The organism is Pseudomonas sp. UM16 (assembly GCF_050312595.1).
Lineage (GTDB): Bacteria > Pseudomonadota > Gammaproteobacteria > Pseudomonadales > Pseudomonadaceae > Aquipseudomonas.
Genome location: NZ_JBNPJT010000014.1, coordinates 63,590 through 81,702 on the forward strand (window position 1 = coordinate 63,590; position 18,113 = coordinate 81,702).

Annotated in this window: 16 protein-coding genes; 11 read left to right on the forward strand and 5 right to left on the reverse strand. The window is 59.9% G+C overall.

Going from position 1 to position 18,113, the window contains the following annotated elements:
- Positions 1-20 precede the first annotated feature (20 nt).
- The 7 genes from ACQRAX_RS17655 (at position 21) to ACQRAX_RS17685 (ending at position 8,173) form a co-directional block, all read left to right on the forward strand.
- On the forward strand, positions 21-1,778 hold the full coding sequence (locus tag ACQRAX_RS17655) for a carbamoyltransferase family protein (protein WP_412040550.1): 1,758 nt from the start codon (positions 21-23) through the stop codon (positions 1,776-1,778).
- On the forward strand, positions 1,762-2,892 hold the full coding sequence (locus ACQRAX_RS17660) for a glycosyltransferase (RefSeq protein WP_412040551.1): 1,131 nt from the start codon (positions 1,762-1,764) through the stop codon (positions 2,890-2,892). Before ACQRAX_RS17655 ends, ACQRAX_RS17660 begins: the two co-directional genes overlap by 17 nt.
- On the forward strand, positions 2,892-3,788 hold the full coding sequence (locus ACQRAX_RS17665) for an antimicrobial resistance protein Mig-14 (RefSeq protein ID WP_412040552.1): 897 nt from the start codon (positions 2,892-2,894) through the stop codon (positions 3,786-3,788). The genes ACQRAX_RS17660 and ACQRAX_RS17665 overlap by 1 nt, the downstream gene beginning before the upstream one ends.
- On the forward strand, positions 3,785-5,185 hold the full coding sequence (locus tag ACQRAX_RS17670) for a PIG-L deacetylase family protein (protein ID WP_412040553.1): 1,401 nt from the start codon (positions 3,785-3,787) through the stop codon (positions 5,183-5,185). Before ACQRAX_RS17665 ends, ACQRAX_RS17670 begins: the two co-directional genes overlap by 4 nt.
- 48 nt (positions 5,186-5,233) lie before the next feature.
- A complete protein-coding gene (locus tag ACQRAX_RS17675; RefSeq protein WP_412040554.1) occupies positions 5,234-6,190 on the forward strand; it encodes a glycosyltransferase family protein in 957 nt (318 codons plus the stop codon).
- Positions 6,191-6,256: 66 nt separating this feature from the next.
- Positions 6,257-7,030 carry a glycosyltransferase family 2 protein gene (locus tag ACQRAX_RS17680; protein WP_412040555.1) on the forward strand — a complete coding sequence of 258 codons (774 nt, stop codon included), beginning with the start codon at positions 6,257-6,259 and terminating at the stop codon, positions 7,028-7,030.
- 48 nt (positions 7,031-7,078) lie between these two features.
- Positions 7,079-8,173, forward strand: coding sequence for a glycosyltransferase (locus tag ACQRAX_RS17685; protein ID WP_412040556.1), 1,095 nt, complete (start codon positions 7,079-7,081; stop codon positions 8,171-8,173).
- Between the two features lie 4 nt (positions 8,174-8,177).
- On the opposite strand, the gene ACQRAX_RS17690 is transcribed toward ACQRAX_RS17685, so the two are convergent.
- Positions 8,178-8,780, reverse strand: a complete 603-nt coding sequence (locus ACQRAX_RS17690; RefSeq protein WP_412040557.1) for a toluene tolerance protein — start codon at positions 8,778-8,780, stop codon at positions 8,178-8,180.
- 204 nt (positions 8,781-8,984) lie between these two features.
- On the opposite strand from ACQRAX_RS17690, the gene msbA reads away from it, so the two are divergent.
- Both msbA and hldE read left to right on the forward strand, forming a co-directional pair.
- Positions 8,985-10,799 (forward strand): lipid A export permease/ATP-binding protein MsbA, encoded by a 1,815-nt coding sequence (msbA, locus tag ACQRAX_RS17695; protein WP_412040558.1) that lies wholly within the window; start codon positions 8,985-8,987, stop codon positions 10,797-10,799.
- Positions 10,800-10,928: 129 nt separating this feature from the next.
- On the forward strand, positions 10,929-12,350 hold the full coding sequence (hldE, locus tag ACQRAX_RS17700; protein ID WP_412040559.1) for a bifunctional D-glycero-beta-D-manno-heptose-7-phosphate kinase/D-glycero-beta-D-manno-heptose 1-phosphate adenylyltransferase HldE: 1,422 nt from the start codon (positions 10,929-10,931) through the stop codon (positions 12,348-12,350).
- A 64-nt stretch (positions 12,351-12,414) separates the two neighbouring features.
- On the opposite strand, the gene ACQRAX_RS17705 is transcribed toward hldE, so the two are convergent.
- The 4 genes from ACQRAX_RS17705 to ACQRAX_RS17720 are packed head-to-tail and all read right to left on the reverse strand — an operon-like array spanning position 12,415 to position 15,789.
- Entirely contained in the window at positions 12,415-13,374 is a 960-nt protein-coding gene (locus tag ACQRAX_RS17705; protein WP_412040560.1) for a metal ABC transporter ATPase, read from the reverse strand.
- 47 nt (positions 13,375-13,421) lie between these two features.
- A complete protein-coding gene (locus tag ACQRAX_RS17710) occupies positions 13,422-14,231 on the reverse strand; it encodes an aldo/keto reductase (RefSeq protein WP_412040561.1) in 810 nt (269 codons plus the stop codon).
- Positions 14,228-15,403, reverse strand: coding sequence for an NAD(P)/FAD-dependent oxidoreductase (locus ACQRAX_RS17715; RefSeq protein ID WP_412040562.1), 1,176 nt, complete (start codon positions 15,401-15,403; stop codon positions 14,228-14,230). Before ACQRAX_RS17715 ends, ACQRAX_RS17710 begins: the two co-directional genes overlap by 4 nt.
- Positions 15,404-15,456: 53 nt before the next feature.
- Positions 15,457-15,789 carry a DMT family transporter gene (locus tag ACQRAX_RS17720; protein ID WP_136478440.1) on the reverse strand — a complete coding sequence of 111 codons (333 nt, stop codon included), beginning with the start codon at positions 15,787-15,789 and terminating at the stop codon, positions 15,457-15,459.
- 85 nt (positions 15,790-15,874) lie between these two features.
- Here ACQRAX_RS17720 and ACQRAX_RS17725 point away from each other — a divergent pair, with 85 nt between their 5' ends.
- Positions 15,875-16,765 (forward strand): LysR family transcriptional regulator, encoded by an 891-nt coding sequence (locus ACQRAX_RS17725; protein WP_412040563.1) that lies wholly within the window; start codon positions 15,875-15,877, stop codon positions 16,763-16,765.
- 14 nt (positions 16,766-16,779) lie between these two features.
- A complete protein-coding gene (waaA, locus tag ACQRAX_RS17730; protein ID WP_412040564.1) occupies positions 16,780-18,048 on the forward strand; it encodes a lipid IV(A) 3-deoxy-D-manno-octulosonic acid transferase in 1,269 nt (422 codons plus the stop codon).
- Positions 18,049-18,113: the final 65 nt, after the last annotated feature.

The following is an 18,113-nucleotide window of genomic DNA, read 5'->3' on the forward strand; positions in this document are numbered from 1 at the left end:
AGATTGAAGAGGCTAGACCCTTGGCATTGACGATTCTTGGCCTGTCCGGCGCCCTTAGCCATGATCCTTCCGCGGCCCTGTACATCGACGGCAAGCTGATTGCCGCCGCTGAAGAAGAGCGCTTCGTGCGCGATAAACATGCAAAGAACCGCATGCCCTACGAATCGGCGAAGTTCTGCCTGGAGCAGGCTGGCATCAAGCCGTCCGACGTTGACGTGGTGGCCATTCCGTTCGCCCCGATCAGCCTGTTCGGCGAAGCTCGCTGGCACTACGCCAAGCGTTACTGGTACGCCCCGGACCGCGCTCTCGACGCGATCCTGATGGGCAACCGCCGCTACAAGCGCTATCGCAAGAAGATCGTCTGGTGCCTGGAGCAACTGGGTTTCGATCCGAAGAAAGTCAAGATCGAACCGGTCGAACACCACCTGGCTCACGCCTCCAGTGCCTACCACTGCTCCGGCTTCAAGGAAAAAACCGCGATCCTTGGCATCGACGGCAAGGGCGAGTACGCCACGACCTTCTTCGGCTATGGCGAAAACGGCAAGATCCACAAGATCAAAGAATTCTTTGATCCTGACTCACTCGGCGGCCTGTACGGTGCAATCACCGAATTCCTCGGCTTCGAGATGCTCGACGGTGAGTTCAAGGTCATGGGCATGGCCCCGTATGGCGATGCCAGCAAGTATGACTTCTCGCGACTGGCCAGCTTCGAGAACGGTGAGTTGGTCATCAACACCGACTACGCCAACGTCATCGGCCTGCGCCGCTATAAAGAGAAGGGCAAGGGTTTCTACTTCTCGCCGAAGCTGATCGAGTGGCTGGGTCCCAAGCGCGAAGGCGATATCGCCGACGAGCCGTACATACACTACGCCGCCAGCATGCAGGCGCTGTTCGAGAAGCTCGCCCTGCAGATGATCGATCATTACCTGGGCGACATCCTCAAGGAAACCGGCAAGCTGGCCTTCGCGGGTGGTTGCGCGCTGAACGTCAAGCTCAACCAGAAAATCATTGCCCGTCCCGACCTCAAGGAACTGTTCGTCCAGCCGGCCTCCGGCGACGCCGGTACCGCAGTCGGTGCCGCAGCGTACGTCTCCCACGCCCGTGGCGTGCCGGTCGAGAAAATGGAACATGTCTACCTCGGCCCTGCGTACTCCAATGAAGACGTGATTGCTGCCTGTGCCCGTCACCCGAGCCAGCCGAAATGGCGCAAGCTGGAGAACATGCCCGAACATATCGCTAAGATCATGGTCGATGGCAATCCTGTGGCCTGGTTTCAGGGGCGCATGGAGTTCGGCCCGCGCGCTCTGGGCGGTCGTTCGATCATTGGTTGCCCAAGCGTTGCCGGCGTTGCCGACCGCATCAACCACCAGATCAAGTTCCGTGAGCGTTGGAGGCCTTTCTGCCCGTCGATGCTCGACACCGTCGCGCCACAGATGATCAAGGTCGATCATCCGGCGCCGTTCATGACCTTCACCTTCGAAGTCGCGGAAGAATGGAAGACCCGAGTGCCGGAAGTCGTCCACGAAGACGGTACGTCGCGGGCCCAGGTACTCAAGCGTGAGTACAATCCGCGTTATTACGACATGATGAAGGCATTGGAAGACCTGACTGGCAACGGTGTGTCGTTGAACACCTCACTCAATCGCCGGGGTGAGCCGATGATCTGCTCGCCGACCGACGCCTTGAACATGTTCTTCGGCTCGGACTTGCAGTACCTGATCATGGAAGACATTTTGGTAGTCAAGGACGGCGCGGACACTTATGACGTCCAAGGCTGAACAACGCGTCCTGCAGTTCTGCCACGGCTATGACGGGCCGTTCCTGGACTGCGCACGGCAATACGCCAGCCTGTTCAACGGCAGCGGCTACAAGGTCACCACGGTGTTCTTGACTGGCGCTGCCGACCCGCAAGTGGCAGCTGGTTGTGCGTCTGACGAAGTGATTTTCCTGGAGTTCAGCTCCAAGGCCATTCGTGGCCTCAAGCTTGGGGCGATCCGCGCGTTGCGACGGATCGTCGCCACGCGCAATTTCAGCTTCTGTATTGCTCATCGCTTCAAGCCGATCTACATCGCCCTGCTCGGCAGTCGCCTGCCGGTTATCGGTGTGCACCATGCTTTTGGTGATTATCAGCGCGGCAGCCGCCAGCTATTTGCCAATCTGTTCCGCCAGCGCTTGAGTTTGCTCGGTGTCTCTGACGCGGTGCGTGATGACATGCGTAAATGCCTGCCCAAGTGGTCGGCCGACCGCATCCAGACCCTCTACAACCGCATCGATATCGAAGCGCTGCAGGCGGTGCTGGCACCTGCCGCCGATGCGCGCCAGGCGCTGGGGCTGGACCCGCAGGCCTGGATTGTCGGTAATGTTGGGCGCCTGCATCCGGACAAGGATCAGGCCACGCTGTTGCGCGGTTTTGCCCAGGCGTTGCCAGGCTTGCCGGCCGGTGCGCGACTGGCCATTCTTGGTCAGGGGCGACTGGAGTCTTCATTGAAGACGCTGGCTGCCGAGTTGGGTATCGCCGGGCAGGTGGATTTTCTCGGGCAAGTGCCCGATGCCCGCCGTTATTTCAAGGCTTTTGACGCCTTTGCCCTGAGTTCTGATCATGAGCCATTCGGCATGGTCTTGCTCGAGGCGATGGTCGCGGGTGTGCCGGTGCTGGCCACGGCTTGCGGCGGTGCCCTGGAAGTGGTCGAGGGTGTCGGTATCCTGTTTCCGCTGGCGGATGCCGGACGCCTGGCTCAAGGTCTGCAGCATCTGGTGGTGCTTGACCAAGGGCAACGCCAGGAGTGCGCCGAGCGCATGCTTGCGCGCCTGCAGGAGCGCTTCTCTGATGATGCAGTGCGCAGCACCTTCTGGCAGCTGGCGCCGGTACGCGCGCTGACGGCGGAGGCTTGATGCTTAATCATATCCAAGGCTGGCGTGAGCGCGGCTGGCGCGTGATCGACGCGCCCACCTACGCCCAGGCCTGGCATCGCTTCGGTGGTAGTGTGGCCACCCATCCGTTGGTCATCGAGCAACTGGCGGAACTGGCGCAGATTCCTGTGCGTTACCTGGGCTGGGAGCACAATGGCGAACTCAAGGCGGCGATTCCCACCTGGGGTCGTTATCTGGCGCTGTCCAAGGACGTGCTCAAGCGTCAAGGCAAGAAAGGTTTGTACGACCTGGGTAACGCCGAGCTGATTCTGCCCGCAGCTGCTCACGCCCAAGCGCCCTTGCGCCATGCTGGTCGTTACCTGTCCGAGCTCAATCAGGGTCGTTTCGCCAATCTCAAGCCGCAGACTGAGTCTCTGGCAATGGCGCGTACGCCTGAAGATTTGTCGAAGAAGTTTCGCTACAACCAGCGCCGCGAGTTGCGCCTGCTTGAAGAAGCGGGTGGTCAGGTACGCCCGGTCACGGAATTCACCAGTGGCGAACTGGCGGCGATCTACTGCGATTTGTTCCAGCGTCGCTGGGAATTCCCGGCTACGGGGGCCGAGCGTATGGCCGAAGTCATCGAACGCCTTCGCGAGCTGTTGATCGGCTCGGTGTTGTTTCTCGACGATGCGCCGATTGCGATCCAGTTGGTCTATCGGGTGGAAGCGCCTGAGTGGATCAGCGTTGAGTACATCAACGGCGGCGTCGACCCGCAAACCAAGGCCTTCAGCCCTGGCAGCGTATTGAGTTTTCTCAATACTCAGTCCGCTTGGGAAGATGCCCGGGCGCGCAACAAACCGTTGCGTTTCTCCTTTGGTCGCGCCGATCGCGAGTACAAGGATCGCTGGTGCAACCCCGTGCCGGTGTTTCAGGTGTGAGCCGCAAACAGCAGTTGCTCAAGCAGCACCGGCGCAACAAGCGGCTGGGGCTGTTGGTTGCGCTGGCGGTTTTGCTGGGGCTAGGTGTTTTTGTCCAATGGTGGTTGCCGCTGTTGCTGCTGCCGCTGCTATGGGTCGCCCACGAGGCTTGGTTCGCTGATCACCTGTTCTACTCGCCTGCCGAGGACTACCACTATCAGTTTCCACCGGAGTGCGTGGCGCATCCTGTCAAGCTGGTTGATGGCGTGGTACAGGTGCAATCGCCCCTGCAGCTTGCCGGTGATGAAACCCTGGTCTTGGCCCTTGGCCTGAAAAGCCACTGGCTAGGGCGTTTCCTTGATCCAGCAGTAGGGTTGAGCGGCGGTGATTGCCAGTCCTTCGAGCGCGGTGTTGCGGGCCTGCGTTACCTGAACCTGACAGGTCTGGCCGACAAGCTCGTTGCAGGCCAGTTGCGCTTGCGCGCACGTTATTGTCGTCTGGCAGCTGAGGGGCAACTCTGGGTTGTACCAGGTAGTGACTTGCGTCAGAAGCGGCTCATGGTCATTGCGCCGCATGCCGACGATGCCGAACTTGCTGCTTATGGCCTCTATAGTCAGGCCGAGGAAGCCTGGGTAGTGACCTTGACTGCTGGCGAGATCGAGGCTGAGCACTATCAGCAAATGGGCATGGCAAAGGCCGAGGCGGCACGCTTGAAGGGGCGACTGCGGGCCTGGGACAGTATTGCTGTACCACGTTGGGCTGGGGTGCCCGAGTCGCACTGTGTCCAGCTTGGCTATTTCTGCCTGCAGTTGCCGGCGATGCAGGCAGCGCCGGATCAAGCAATAGCTTCTCGGGAGGCGGAAATCGCCGATACCCGGCTGTTCAGGCAGTTCAATGCGATGGCCTTGCCCGGTGACCAGGACGGCGCGCCGACCTGGAATAATCTGCTGGCCGACCTGCGCGAATTGTTGCTCAAGGCGCGTCCACAGGTGCTGGTAATGCCTCATCCGAGCCTGGACCCGCACCCCGATCATATCTGCGCTCAGGCTGCAGTGCTCGAAGCCTTACAAGGCTTGGAGTGGCAGCCGGAAACGTTGCTGGGGTATGCCAATCACCTGCATGACAACGACCGCTGGCCGATGGGCGACAGTGGCGCGGGTGTTGCCTTGCCACCGCAACTGGAGGCACAGCAGGCATGGGCGCCCTATAGCCTGACGTTGGACCTGGCGACCCAGCACGACAAGGCCATGGCCCTGGGCATGATGCATGACCTGCAACCGCCGGCGCCGTTCAAGCGTCGTGTGCGTCGCTTGTTGCAACGCTGGCTCGCGGGCCGACGGACTTCGCCGTATGGCGAGAACGAGTTTTTCCGCAAGGCCGTGCGTCGACATGAATTGTTCTGGCGCCGTGATCTCTGATCCTGGCGTATGACTGTAAGCGGGCGGGTAAGCGCCGCAAGGAAGACAATGAAAGTTCTATTTCTGGTGCAGAAAGAACAACGGGCCATTCTGGATCGTCTCTACGACGGTGTCGCGGCCCATTGTGAGTGCGATCTGCGCTGGCTCAGCAGCGCCGATCAGCGCAACCTGCGCAGCTATTTTCGTCGCGAAGTCGACGTCGAAAAATACGACCGGATCGTGTTTTTCCTGCGTTTCAAGCAGGAAATCCGTCAGGTCGGCTTCATTCGCACGGTGCCCAACCTGGTCATCCTCGAACATGATGCCTACCAGAACTACATCCCGTGCAAGTACACCGGCAAGTTCAGTGCGCACTACCGGCAGTTGCCGTGGGCGCGGGTGATCAGCTCGGGTTACATGGTCAGCGAGCGCCTGCGCCAAGAGGGCTTCGATGCCGAGTTCGTGCCTAAGGGTTACGACCAGCAGTTGCTCACCGATCAGGGGCGCGAGCGTGACATTGATCTGGCCTTTGTCGGCAGTACCAACAGTGTTGCCTACAGTGGCCGCAAGGCGTTGCTCGATGAGCTTGCTCAGGTCGAAAACTTGCTGGTAACCCGGACCAAGTCCGGTGAAGAGTACTGTGACACGCTCAATCGCATTCGTTTCTTCGTCAGTGCCGATGTCGGCATGGGCGAATACATGATCAAGAATTTTGAGGCAATGGCCTGCGGCTGCGTGTTGTTGGCGTTTGATCAGGGCGAGGCGGAGAATCGCGCCCTGGGTCTGCAAGACATGCACAACGTGGTGCTGTATGACTGCATTGCCCAATTGCAAGAGAAGCTTAAAGTGTTGCGTGCCGCCCCGGCATTGGTTGAACGCATTGGCAGTAACGGTCGTGACCTGGCTGTCTCGCAGTTCAGCTTCGCCCAAGTGGGCCGTAGCATTGTTGAAAAAATGCAGCCACCTCTGCGTTCACGACCTGCCTTGACCGGCTGGCAGCGCTTGCGTTTGAGACTGGGTATATGAGCCGGCTGCCCGCGTCATGGGAAGTAGTCTCGAACAACCGAATACAGAAGATGGGGAGGGAATCCGGTGCGATTCAGTGATGACAGTGAAGTAACCCTGGTGGTTACCAGTTGCGGGCGCTTCGACCTGCTCAAGCGTACGCTCGAGAGTTTCGATCGTTTCAATACTGCACCGATTCGTGAAGTGTTCATTACCGAGGACTCGGGGGATGATGCTGTCCACGAGACGATCCCGGAGCATTGGAAGCCTCACTGCAAAGTATTCGTTAATCGCCCCAAACTCGGTCAGTTGGCGTCGATTGACCTTGCCTATGGCGAGGTAAAGACGCCTTACATCTTTCACTGCGAAGATGACTGGGAATTTTATCGACCGGGTTTCATCGAAGACTCTCGGAGCATTCTCGAAGTCAGTCCACACTTGCTTCAGGTCTGGCTGCGTAGCTACGCCCATGACCTGAAAGTGCACAGCCCGTACATCCATCTGGGCGAGCGTCAGGTAGTTGCCGGCGTTCCTTGCTATCCATTGCTTTCGGACAAGCCAGAGTGGCAGAGCTTTTCGTTGAACCCGGGTCTGCGCCGGTTGAGCGATTATCAGCGCTGCGCACCATTTGCCGCCTATGCTGGTGAAAAGGCGTTGTCAAAACGCTACGCCGAGTTGAATCTCACGGCGGTCAGTCTTGAAGGCGATGCCGTGCTGCACACCGGCTTCGGCGCGCACGTAGGCCTGCCCGAGGAGCGCCGCCGGAAAAAGCGTCGCCGTAAACGTGATCGTATCAAGCTGATAGTGATGTTGGTGGCGGGGGTGGTCCTGGGCGCAGGAGTGGGCTTTTTTGCACATTGACTTGGTTTGTTTGCTGGTAATCCGTTCCGCAATAGGGGGTAACACCCCGTGAACATCGTCAATATCATGTGGGCGGGCGGCGCGCCGTATGTCTCGGTGCACAAGGTGCATCAGCAGATTCTTTCCCGCGCAGCGCCGGATGCCTCTGTCACCAGTTGGCTATTGCAAGGGCAAGGTTCTTGTTGCAATGACGGGACTACTCGCGAGTGGCAATTGTCTCAGCGTCTTCTCAAGGGAAGGCATGTCTGGAAACTGCTGCATCCGTGGATGCGCAGCCGCTTTCGCAAGGCATTGACGCAGGCTGGGACCCAAGTGGTATTGCTCGACGGCCTGGGCGTGTCGCGCTTGGTCTTGCCGGTGTTGCGTCAGTTACCTGAGGTGCGGGCGACAATTGTCTTTCATGGCAAGACACGCCTGCACCCTGGCGATATTGCCTTGTTGCGCAGTTTCCAGGCACCACAGGTCACAGTCGTCGCGGTCTCACAAACGTTAGCCGTTGATTTGGAGCGGGACCTTGGTGTACCGGTGCAAGTGCTGCGTTCGGCGCTTGAGCCGGAAAGTTTTCGCCAGGCTTTGCAGGAGCGCACTGCAGCCCGACAATTCCTGGGCTTGCCGTTGCAAGGCGTACCGGTTTTTGGCGCTGTCGGGCGCCTGGTCGACAGCAAGGGCTTTGATCACCTGATTGATGCATTTGCCTTGGCCCGTCAACGTCAACCCGACATGCGCCTGGTGATTCTCGGTGAGGGTAATGAACGCTCCGTACTCGAATCGCGCATCAAGGCGCTGGGCCTGGAATCGGTTGTGACGCTGCAGGGGCACTGTCGTGAACTGTCCAGTCTCTACCGGGCGTTTGACTGGGTGCTGATCCCTTCCCGGTCTGAGGGCTTGGGCTTGGTCCTGCAGGAGGCGGTAATGGCTGATGTGCCGGTGCTATGCAGCGATTTGTCGGTGTTTCGCGAGCAACTGGGTGATACCGGCGGCTATATTGCCGTCGGTGATGTCGCAGCCTGGGGGGGCGCGATTGCCGACTGTGTGAGCCGAGATGGCAAGCAAGTGGCCAAAGCGCAATATCAGGCCTTGGCCCCCGAACAGGCCTGGCAGCGTTTCAGTCGGCTCTCCGGCAGTTTGCTGGGTAAGCCCTGAGGGCTCAGCCCAGCAAGCGGCTTTCCAGTTCGGCGAGCGGGAACTGATCTTCAAGGCGCTCTCGAGCTATGTAACGGGCGAAATGTTGCACGTTTCGCCTGATCATGCGCTTGGAGAGTGGTGCGCGCATGAAGCGCATGTCGGCAACATCAATCAGGCCCATTTCCTGTTCCGGTGTTACGACGATGTTGCCAAGGTGCAACGAGCGAAAGTAAATGCCCGATTTGTGTAACCTGCGCACCAGCGCCACCAGCTCTGGGAGGCGTTCCTGCCAGCTGAAACCAGCTTTTCGGGATATTTGGCTGAGGGTTTCTCCAGGCAGCGGTTGATACAACACTGCCGTCATTCCTGGCGCGTCCAACTTGTAGTGGTTCAGCACCTTCAGGGTAGGAATTCCTTTTTCCTTTAGTTGTTTAGCATTGTCGATGAAGCGCTGGGAGTACGGGCGCAGCAAGGCAGATGAAATTAACCGCTTGCGCCTGAAGAGTTTAAGGATGTTGCCGTCATTGAGCAGGTACACTTTGGCGCCATAGCTATCGGCCTCCAGCACTTTGGCGCCAAGGATGAGCTGGTTGAGGTCGACCTGGTGTAGCCGGGAACATTGCATGGATAGAGGCCTTGCCAACGGGCGAGCAAAAGGACCGGCAATAATGCCGAAAAACGTGCCGATGCACCATGCCGGTGTTGTTTAGGCAATTAGGGTGGGCAGAACCTTGGGTCACCTGGGTTGGTTCTGTTGGTGGCCTGGGGGCGTGCTCGTCGCCCGGGCTGTGATAAAATTTCCGGTTCAATCCGAACAGCGAGCTCGATGATGGCCGAAACACCGCTAAAGGCGGAGCAGCAGAGCAGCTCCAGCCTGAAAATCTACTTCCGGCTACTGAGCTATGTGAAACCCTACATCGGCATTTTTATGCTGAGTATTCTCGGTTTCATCATCTTCGCCTCGACCCAGCCCATGTTGGCCGGGATTCTCAAGTACTTCGTCGACGGCTTGAGCAACCCTCAGGCGGTGTTGTTCCCGAATGTCCCGTACCTGAAAGATCTGCAGCTGTTGCAGGCTGTGCCTTTGCTGATCGTGTTGATCGCCGCCTGGCAAGGTCTGGGGTCATTCCTGGGTAACTACTTTCTGGCCAAAGTCTCTCTCGGGCTGGTTCATGACTTGCGCGTTGAGTTGTTCAACAAGCTGTTGGTCTTGCCGAACCGCTACTTTGACAACCACAACTCCGGGCACCTGATCTCGCGTATCACCTTCAACGTGACCATGGTTACCGGCGCCGCCACCGATGCTATCAAGGTGGTGATCCGTGAAGGCCTGACCGTGGTCTTCCTGTTCGGCTACCTGTTGTGGATGAACTGGAAATTGACCCTGGTGATGCTGGCTATCCTGCCGGTCATCGCCATGATGGTCAGTACCACCAGCAAAAAATTTCGCAAGCAGAGCAAAAAAATCCAGGTGGCCATGGGTGATGTCACCCACGTCGCTTCGGAAACTATTCAGGGCTACCGTGTAGTCCGTAGCTTTGGCGGTGAGAGCTACGAGCAGCAGCGTTTTGCCAATGCCAGTCAGAGCAACACTGACAAGCAATTGCGCATGACCAAGACCGGGGCGGTGTACACGCCGATGCTGCAATTGGTGATCTACTCTGCCATGGCCACGCTGATGTTCCTGGTGCTGTTCCTTCGCGGGGATGCCACCGCAGGTGATCTGGTCGCCTACATCACTGCCGCAGGCCTGCTGCCCAAACCGATCCGTCAGCTGTCGGAAGTCAGCTCGACGATCCAGAAAGGGTTGGCCGGTGCCGAAAGTATTTTCGAGCAGCTGGATGAAGCCCCCGAAGTCGATAACGGTAGCGTTGAGCTGGAGCGAGTGGAGGGGCGTCTTGAAGTGCGCAACTTGAACTTCACCTACCCAGGTACTGAGCGTCAGGTGCTGTCTGATATCTCCTTCACCGCTGAACCGGGGCAGATGATTGCCCTGGTGGGGCGTTCGGGCAGTGGCAAGTCAACGCTGGCTGCGCTGATTCCGCGTTTCTATCACCATGATCAGGGGCAGATCCTCCTCGATGGCGTAGAGATCGAAGACTATCGTTTGCGCAACCTGCGCCGCCATGTGGCGCAGGTGACTCAGCATGTCACGCTGTTCAACGATACCGTGGCCAATAACATCGCTTACGGTGATCTGGCTGGTGCGCCGCGTGCGGATATCGAGGCGGCGGCCGCTGATGCCTATGCCAAGGAGTTTGTCGATCAGCTACCCAAGGGCTTCGATACCCAGGTGGGTGAGAACGGTGTGCTGTTGTCCGGCGGCCAACGCCAACGCCTGGCGATTGCCCGGGCCTTGCTCAAGAATGCTCCGCTGCTGATCCTCGATGAAGCCACGTCGGCCCTGGACACCGAGTCCGAGCGGCACATCCAGGCAGCGCTGGATCATGTGATGAAAGGCCGTACCACGCTGGTCATCGCCCACCGCCTGTCGACCATCGAGAAGGCTGACATGATCCTGGTCATGGATCAGGGCAAGCTGGTCGAACGCGGCACCCATACTGAGCTGCTGGCTGCCAACGGCTACTACGCCAGGCTCCATGCCATGGGCCTGGACGAACCGGCCAAGGCCGATATCACCTGAGCCTGTCGCCGGAGTCCATCCTGGGCTCCGGTCATTGCCTGCAATAGCTTGTCGACACGGCGGTAATCAAGCCTTTGCCTCGCCTGTGCTAATATCCGCCCCTGTTAATTTTGTATATATGGGTTGCCCATGAAGTTGTCCATGCCGCGTTTCGATCAAGCCCCGGTACTGGTGGTGGGCGATGTCATGCTCGACCGCTACTGGCATGGCGGTACCTCACGGATCTCGCCTGAAGCCCCGGTACCGGTGGTCAAAGTCGAACAGATCGAGGACCGTCCTGGTGGTGCGGCCAACGTTGCCTTGAACATCGCCGCCCTGGGTGCTCCTGCCTCTCTGATCGGTGTCACCGGCCAGGACGAAGCCGCCGACAGCCTGGCCAACAGCCTGCAAGCGGCGGGTGTCCGCTCGATTTTCCAGCGCATTGCGCACCAGCCGACCATCGTCAAGTTAAGGGTCATGAGCCGACACCAGCAACTGCTGCGTATCGATTTTGAAGAACCCTTCGCCACCGATCCGCTGTCACTGGGTGCTGAAGTTGATACCCTGCTCGAAGGGGTCAAGGTCCTGGTGTTGTCGGATTACGGCAAAGGTGCGCTGAAGAACCATCAGAGCCTGATCCAGGCAGCGCGAGCCAAAGGGATTCCGGTCCTGGCCGATCCCAAGGGCAAGGATTTCTCGATTTACCGTGGTGCCAGCCTGATCACACCGAACCTCAGCGAGTTCGAAACCATCGTCGGGCGCTGCGCCGATGAGGCGGAGCTGGTCGCCAAGGGTGCCCAACTGATGAATGAGCTGGAGCTGGGGGCCTTGCTGGTCACCCGTGGCGAGCACGGCATGACCCTGCTGCGCCCGGGTCATCCAGCCCTGCACCTGCCAGCCCGTGCCCGTGAAGTGTTCGATGTCACCGGTGCTGGAGACACAGTGATTTCGACCCTGGCTGCCGCCATCGCCGCCGGTGAAGAGCTGCCGAATGCCGTGGGCCTTGCCAATCTGGCTGCTGGCATCGTAGTTGGCAAGCTTGGTACCGCGGCTATCAGCGCACCCGAACTGCGCCGGGCGATCCAGCGTGAGGAGGGTTCTGAGCGCGGGGTGCTGAGCCTTGATCAGCTGTTGCTGGCGATTGATGATGCCCGTGCTCACAACGAGAAAATTGTCTTCACCAATGGTTGTTTCGACATTCTCCATGCCGGTCATGTGACCTATCTGGAGCAGGCACGTGCCCAAGGTGATCGACTGATCGTTGCAGTCAACGACGATGCTTCGGTCAGTCGCCTGAAAGGGCCGGGCCGACCAATCAACAGCGTTGACAGACGCATGGCTGTGCTCGCTGGGCTGGGGGCGGTGGACTGGGTCATCAGCTTCCCTGAGGGTACGCCGGAAAACCTGCTGAGCCAGGTCAAGCCGGATGTGCTGGTCAAGGGTGGCGATTATGGTATCGACCAAGTGGTCGGCGCCGACATCGTCACTGCGTATGGTGGCACGGTGAAAGTGCTGGGGCTGGTTGAGAACAGCTCGACCACGGCCATCGTCGAGAAAATCCGCAAGCATTGACGAGAAAATCGCGTGGCAAGGCCTGTTCCCACTCTGGGAACAGGCCTTGCGGGCTCTCACATAACTACTTATGTAACCCGCGCGCCATCTGCAGTAGTTCCCGCGCTTTGCCCGTCAATCGCTGCAATCCGGTGTCGGGTTTGGGCGCTGCCAGCCCTTGCTGGCTGACCCAGTCTTTCCAGCGAATCCGCTCATCCCTGACAAGCCAGCCTTCTTGCCGGGCGAAACTTTCCGCCAGGTACAGCCCACGCGTGCTTGCGGGCAGCAAGCGGTCCTTCTTCAGCGTGTACAGCTCGGCGCGGGGGTGACCATCTTCCAGCGGCATCAGGTACAGGTCAGGACGGCTACGATTGAGGCGGGCCACCAATTGGTCACCTTCCAGGCGCTCATCGACATGAAACAAGCTCAGGGATTTTGCTTCGCGTGGCACCTGCAGGCGCAGGTCGTAGATCAGTTGCAACGAGGCCGTCGGCAGGTGCACATAGGCCCGCGGCCGCTCCAGTAGTTGCAGGTTGGCGCAGCGCACAGGCCTTGCCGCGCCCGACTGTGGCGTGAGGATGAACGGCAGTGCTTCACGGTAATGCAGGGCGTCGGCATAGGGTGCCGGCAGCCAGGTATCGTTGAAACGACCTCCAAGCCAGCCCTCCGGGGTTTCCAACAGGCACTCTTCAGCGACTTCCTGGATAGCCGTGTGCAGCGGCAGGTTGAGTTCCTGGGCCGGGACATAGCCGGAAATAAGCTTGAGCACTACATCACCACGATCCTGCCGACGCTGGCGCACCAGTACCCAGTAATCGCGGTTTTGCCAATGCAGCGTCAGGCGTACGGACACGCCGAGATTGGCCAGTTCAACAGCAAAGCGTTGACTGTCTTGTAACTGAATCTGCTTGCGCCGCTGTTGGGTCTGGGCGAAATTCTGCGGCTTGCCGATGCTTTGATAGCACAGTCCCTCAGGGCTGGCTTCGACATGCAGGGGCAGTGTCTTGAAGATGCTTGGGTTTTTGCGGATCAGCGTTCGCGGCATGTCGGCTCCTTCTTGCGTTGGGGTCGGCCGCGACGGCGGCGTTGGCGTCAGCTCTTGAGTATGGCGGCAACAGTAGCCGCGTTATGGGCCAGGTGTACAGGGTTGATAGTGCCGACAATGGCACTGCTCACGCCAGGGTGGGCAAACAACAGCTCGAAGCTGGCGCGCACCGGGTCAACACCTGGGCTCAGGCACACATGCCCGCTGGCCAGCGCCTTTTTCACCAGAATGGCTTTGCCATGCTCGGCGGCATAGTCGAGCACCACGCGCTCGCTCCGTTCGTTCAGATTGTAGGTGACCATTGCGCAATCACCGCGCTCCAGCGCCTTCAAACCTCCCGCTGCGGTTTTGCCGGACAAGCCGAAGCCGCCGATCTTGCCTTCCTGTTTCAAGGCTTCGAGTGTCTGGTAAACCTCCTCGTGTTCGAGGATGTGCAGGTCGTTGCCGTCGGAATGGACCAGCACCAGGTCGATATGCTCGGTTTCCAGGCGTTTTAGACTACGTTCGATGGAGAGCCGTGTGTGCGCGGCGCTGAAGTCGAAGCGAGACTGGCCGTCGTCATACTCTTCGCCCACCTTGCTGACGATGATCCACTGCTCACGCTGGCCGCGAAGCAGCGGGCCGAGGCGCTCTTCACTGCGGCCATAGGCCGGTGCGGTATCGATCAGATTGATGCCCAGCTCACGCGCCTGGGCCAGCAGCAGGCGAGCCTGCTGGTCGTCGGGTATGGTGAAACCGTTGGGGTATTTGACTCCTTGATCGCGGCCCAACTTGACGGTACCGAGGCCTAGCGGTGAAACGCGTAGGCCAGTACTGCCCAAAGGACGGTGCAGATCGTGAAGGGTGGCCAGACTCATGGCAGCAATTGCTCCCAGACCGGCACGGCCAGCGGCGGCTTGGGCAGATCGGGCAGGGCAGCGTGCACGCTGGGCTTGATGCCATCACGTTCAAGGTTGGCCAGAACCCGGTCAGCAAAGTCTGGTGCCAGCGCAAGTTTGGTCGGCCAGCCGACCAGCAGGTGGTCCTGTTCGGCAAGGAAGGCGTTGTCTGGGCGCACCAGGCCAGACTGTGCCGGTTCAGCGCGATCGATGCGCACAGTGGCCCAGCGCACTTGGCTCAAGTCGATCCAAGGCAGCAGGCTGGCAACTTCCTTCTTGGCAGCAGCAATCTGCGCTTCGGGTTCGCGGGCCACACCGTCGGCTTCGGCGAGGTCGCCGCCCATGTACCAGACCCACTGGCCGTCGGCCGCAGGGTGACTGGTCACCGTGATGCGCGGTTTTGGACCACCGCCCAGGCAATGGGCATACAGCGGTTTGAGGCTGGCGCCTTTGGCAATGACCATATGCAATGGGCGACGCTGCATGGCGGGCTTGCTCAGGCCAATCGCCTCCAGCAACGCGGCATTGCCCGCGCCGGCGCTGAGAACGACGCGCTGGGCACGGATTTCGCGGCCATCGACGCGCAGGCCGAACAGTTTTCCGGCTTCCTGCAGCGGTTCGATTTGCTCGCCAGCGAGCAGGCTGTCGCCAGCGAGGTCTGCGAGTCGGGCCAGCAGGCTGGGCACATCGACCACCAGCTCCGCCAGACGATAGACTTTGCCCTTGAAGGCACGGTCTTGCAGGGCTGGTGGCAATTGCTCACCTTTGACCTGGTCAACGCGACCGCGTACAGCCTTACTGGCGAAGAAACTGGTCAGATTGCCGGCGATGGTGCCGGGTGACCAAAGGTAATGAGCATCGGACAGCAGGCGCACACCGCTGAGGTCCAGCTCGCCGGTGCCGGCCAAGGCCTCGCTCCAGCGTCGTGGCATATCGGCAATGGCTTCAGACGCGCCGGTCAGCGCGCCATGCAGGGCATATTTGGCGCCGCCATGAATGATCCCCTGAGATTTGAGGGTCTGCTCGCCACCGAGACTGGCGCGTTCCACCACGACCGTCGAATAACCCAGGCGACGCAGACGAGCATTGAGCCAGAGGCCTGCGACCCCTGCGCCGACGATCAACACGTCGGTGGAAATAACGGATGGCATGCATGCACCTCACAAGCTTGGACAGAAGCCCAGTATACAGCCTGTGAGCAGAATCAATGGCCGGCGGTTTTCGAGAACACCTGGATCACCACCACGCCGCCGACAATCATGGCCATGCCGAGCATTGCTGGAATGTCCAGCTTCTGCCCGTAAATCACCAGCGCGGCGATGCTGATCAGAACAATACCCAGCCCTGACCAAATGGCATAGGCGATTCCCACCGGAATACTGCGCACCACCAGAGTCAGCATCCAGAACGCCACAGCGTAGCCGCAGACCATCAGCAGCAGCGGCAGTGGCGTGCTCAGGCCTTTGACGGCTTTCATCGAAGCGGTGGCAATGACTTCGGCGCAGATGGCGATAGCCAGGTAGGTGTAGGCGTTCATGGTGGTTCCTCTGTTCTGGCTGGGCATTTTAGAGCAAGCCTGGATGGGGTAAAGTCATTACCTATCTTTTCTGGGGATAGGTTGCATGGCCGAACAGTGGAATCTGGAGCAGCTTCGGTTGTTTGTTGGGGTGGCCGAGCTGCGCTCGTTTTCGGCCGTCGCCCGTGCCCAGCGCAAGGCGCAATCGGCGGTGAGCAATGCTATTGCTTTGCTCGAAGCCGATTTGGGCGTAACGCTGTTCGAGCGTAGCAGTGGCCGCCAGCCGCGATTGACCGAGGCTGGTGCGGCGCTGCTGGAAGATGCCCGCGAGTTATTGCGCCAGTGCGAGCGTTTGGACGGCCGAGCGCTGGCATTGATGCGCGGGCAGGAAGCGCAATTGCGTGTTGCTCAAGACGAAGCCATGCCCTACCAACCGGTCATCGACAGTCTCGATGAGTTGGCCCAGCACTTCCCCATGCTTGAAGTGCAACTGGCCAGTGGTGCTCAGGGCGATGTCGCACGCAAGCTGGTCGAACGCCGTGCCGACCTGGGCTTGCTGTTTCACCATGAACGTATGCCGCAAGCGCTGGAGCGGCGTGCGCTGGGGCATGTGGAGATGGTCACCGTTTGCGCCGTTAACCATCCGTTGGCACAACTGGGCAAGGTCAATCGTCAGCAACTGGCGCGGCACCGGCAGTTGTTGATTGCCCCACAGCAAAGCGGCTATCCCGGGGGCGAGCCGATCAGCCCTCAGATCTGGCGCGCTGACAGTTTCTACGCCATGGCTGAGCTGTTGATGCGTGGGCTGGGCTGGGCCTGGTTGCCGCGGCATGTGGTGCAGTACCCGACTTACCATGCGCAGATGGTCGAGCTGAGTTGCGAGTGGACGCCACCGGCACTGGTGGTAGAGCTGGTCTGGCGCCGTGATGAACCCCTTGGGCCCGCAGCGCAGTGGTTGGCCGAGCGCTTCGCAGTGCACTTGCGAGCCATTGGCTAGTACACTTCGGCGCCATGAACAGAACACTCTATACCCTGCTGTTTCACCTGGGCCTGCCGCTGGTTGCGCTGCGCCTGTTCCTGCGTTCGCGCAAGGCCCCAGCCTATGCCCAGCGTATCGGCGAACGCTTTGCCTGCAATCTGCCAGCCATGCACAAAGGCGGGATTTGGGTGCATGCCGTGTCGGTTGGCGAAAGCATTGCCGCCGCGCCGATGATCCGTGCCCTGCTGCAGGCTTATCCACAGCTGCCGATCACCATTACCTGCATGACCCCGACCGGTTCCGAGCGGGTGCGGGCGATGTTTGCCGATGAGCCACGGATTCAGCATTGCTACCTGCCCTATGACCTGCCGTGGGCGGCCGGGCGCTTTCTCGATCACGTCCAGCCGAAGTTGGCAGTGATCATGGAAACCGAGCTGTGGCCCAACCATATCCACCAGTGCGCCAAGCGTGGCATTCCGGTAGCCCTGGCCAATGCGCGGTTGTCCGAGCGCTCGGCACGGGGCTATGCGCGCTTTACTGGTCTTACCCGACCGATGCTGGCCGAGATGAGTCTGATTGCCGTGCAAACCGAAACCGAAGCGCAGCGCTTTCACCAATTGGGGGCTCGACCCGAATGCGTGCAGGTAACCGGCTCAATAAAGTTCGACCTGAGCATCGATGAGCAGTTGCTGCCGCGTGCCCGCGATTTACGCGCGCAATGGCAGGCCAGTCAGCGCCCCCTGTGGATCGCTGCGAGTACCCATGAGGGCGAGGATGAAATAATCCTCGCTGCCCACCGGAGGTTGCTTGAGCAACATGCCGATGCCTTGCTGATTCTGGTGCCGCGTCATCCGGAGCGCTTCAACAGTGTATTCGAATTGTGCCGGCAACAACTGGCGACGGTCCGTCGCTCCAGTGGCGAGCCGGTCACGGCTGACACCTCCGTGTTGCTCGGCGACACCATGGGTGAGCTGCTGTTTCTGTATGCCTTGGCCGATATCGCGTTTGTCGGTGGCAGCCTGGTGCCCAATGGCGGCCACAACCTGTTGGAGCCTGCAGCGCTGTCGTTGCCGGTGCTGAGCGGCCCACACCTGTTCAATTTTCTGGAGATCGCGGCGATGCTGCGCGAAGCCGGGGCACTGCAGGAGGTGGATGATGCCCAGGGACTGGCGGCACACGTTCAGCGCTTGATCGAACTGCCGCAGGACGCCCAACGTATGGGTGAAGCGGGGCGGGCGGTGATGAAGGCCAATCAGGGGGCGTTACGGCGTTTGCTGGACGGGTTGGGGCGCTTGATTTAGTAAGGCGCCGCTTTCTTTCGCCGGCAATACCGACTCCCGCTGAATCTTCTGCTGTGGGAGCCGGA

Excerpts from the sequence above, each read along its gene's own strand:
- ACQRAX_RS17665 (WP_412040552.1), top strand. The coding sequence starts at position 2,892 with ATGCTTAATCATATCCAAGGCTGGCGTGAGCGCGGCTGGCGCGTGATC.
- msbA (WP_412040558.1), top strand. The coding sequence starts at position 8,985 with ATGGCCGAAACACCGCTAAAGGCGGAGCAGCAGAGCAGCTCCAGCCTG.
- ACQRAX_RS17690 (WP_412040557.1), bottom strand. The coding sequence starts at position 8,780 with ATGCAATGTTCCCGGCTACACCAGGTCGACCTCAACCAGCTCATCCTT.
- ACQRAX_RS17675 (WP_412040554.1), top strand. The coding sequence starts at position 5,234 with ATGAAAGTTCTATTTCTGGTGCAGAAAGAACAACGGGCCATTCTGGAT.
- ACQRAX_RS17720 (WP_136478440.1), bottom strand. The coding sequence starts at position 15,789 with ATGAACGCCTACACCTACCTGGCTATCGCCATCTGCGCCGAAGTCATT.
- ACQRAX_RS17715 (WP_412040562.1), bottom strand. The coding sequence starts at position 15,403 with ATGCCATCCGTTATTTCCACCGACGTGTTGATCGTCGGCGCAGGGGTC.
- ACQRAX_RS17660 (WP_412040551.1), top strand. The coding sequence starts at position 1,762 with ATGACGTCCAAGGCTGAACAACGCGTCCTGCAGTTCTGCCACGGCTAT.
- ACQRAX_RS17725 (WP_412040563.1), top strand. The coding sequence starts at position 15,875 with ATGGCCGAACAGTGGAATCTGGAGCAGCTTCGGTTGTTTGTTGGGGTG.
- waaA (WP_412040564.1), top strand. The coding sequence starts at position 16,780 with ATGAACAGAACACTCTATACCCTGCTGTTTCACCTGGGCCTGCCGCTG.
- hldE (WP_412040559.1), top strand. The coding sequence starts at position 10,929 with ATGAAGTTGTCCATGCCGCGTTTCGATCAAGCCCCGGTACTGGTGGTG.
- ACQRAX_RS17705 (WP_412040560.1), bottom strand. The coding sequence starts at position 13,374 with ATGCCGCGAACGCTGATCCGCAAAAACCCAAGCATCTTCAAGACACTG.
- ACQRAX_RS17710 (WP_412040561.1), bottom strand. The coding sequence starts at position 14,231 with ATGAGTCTGGCCACCCTTCACGATCTGCACCGTCCTTTGGGCAGTACT.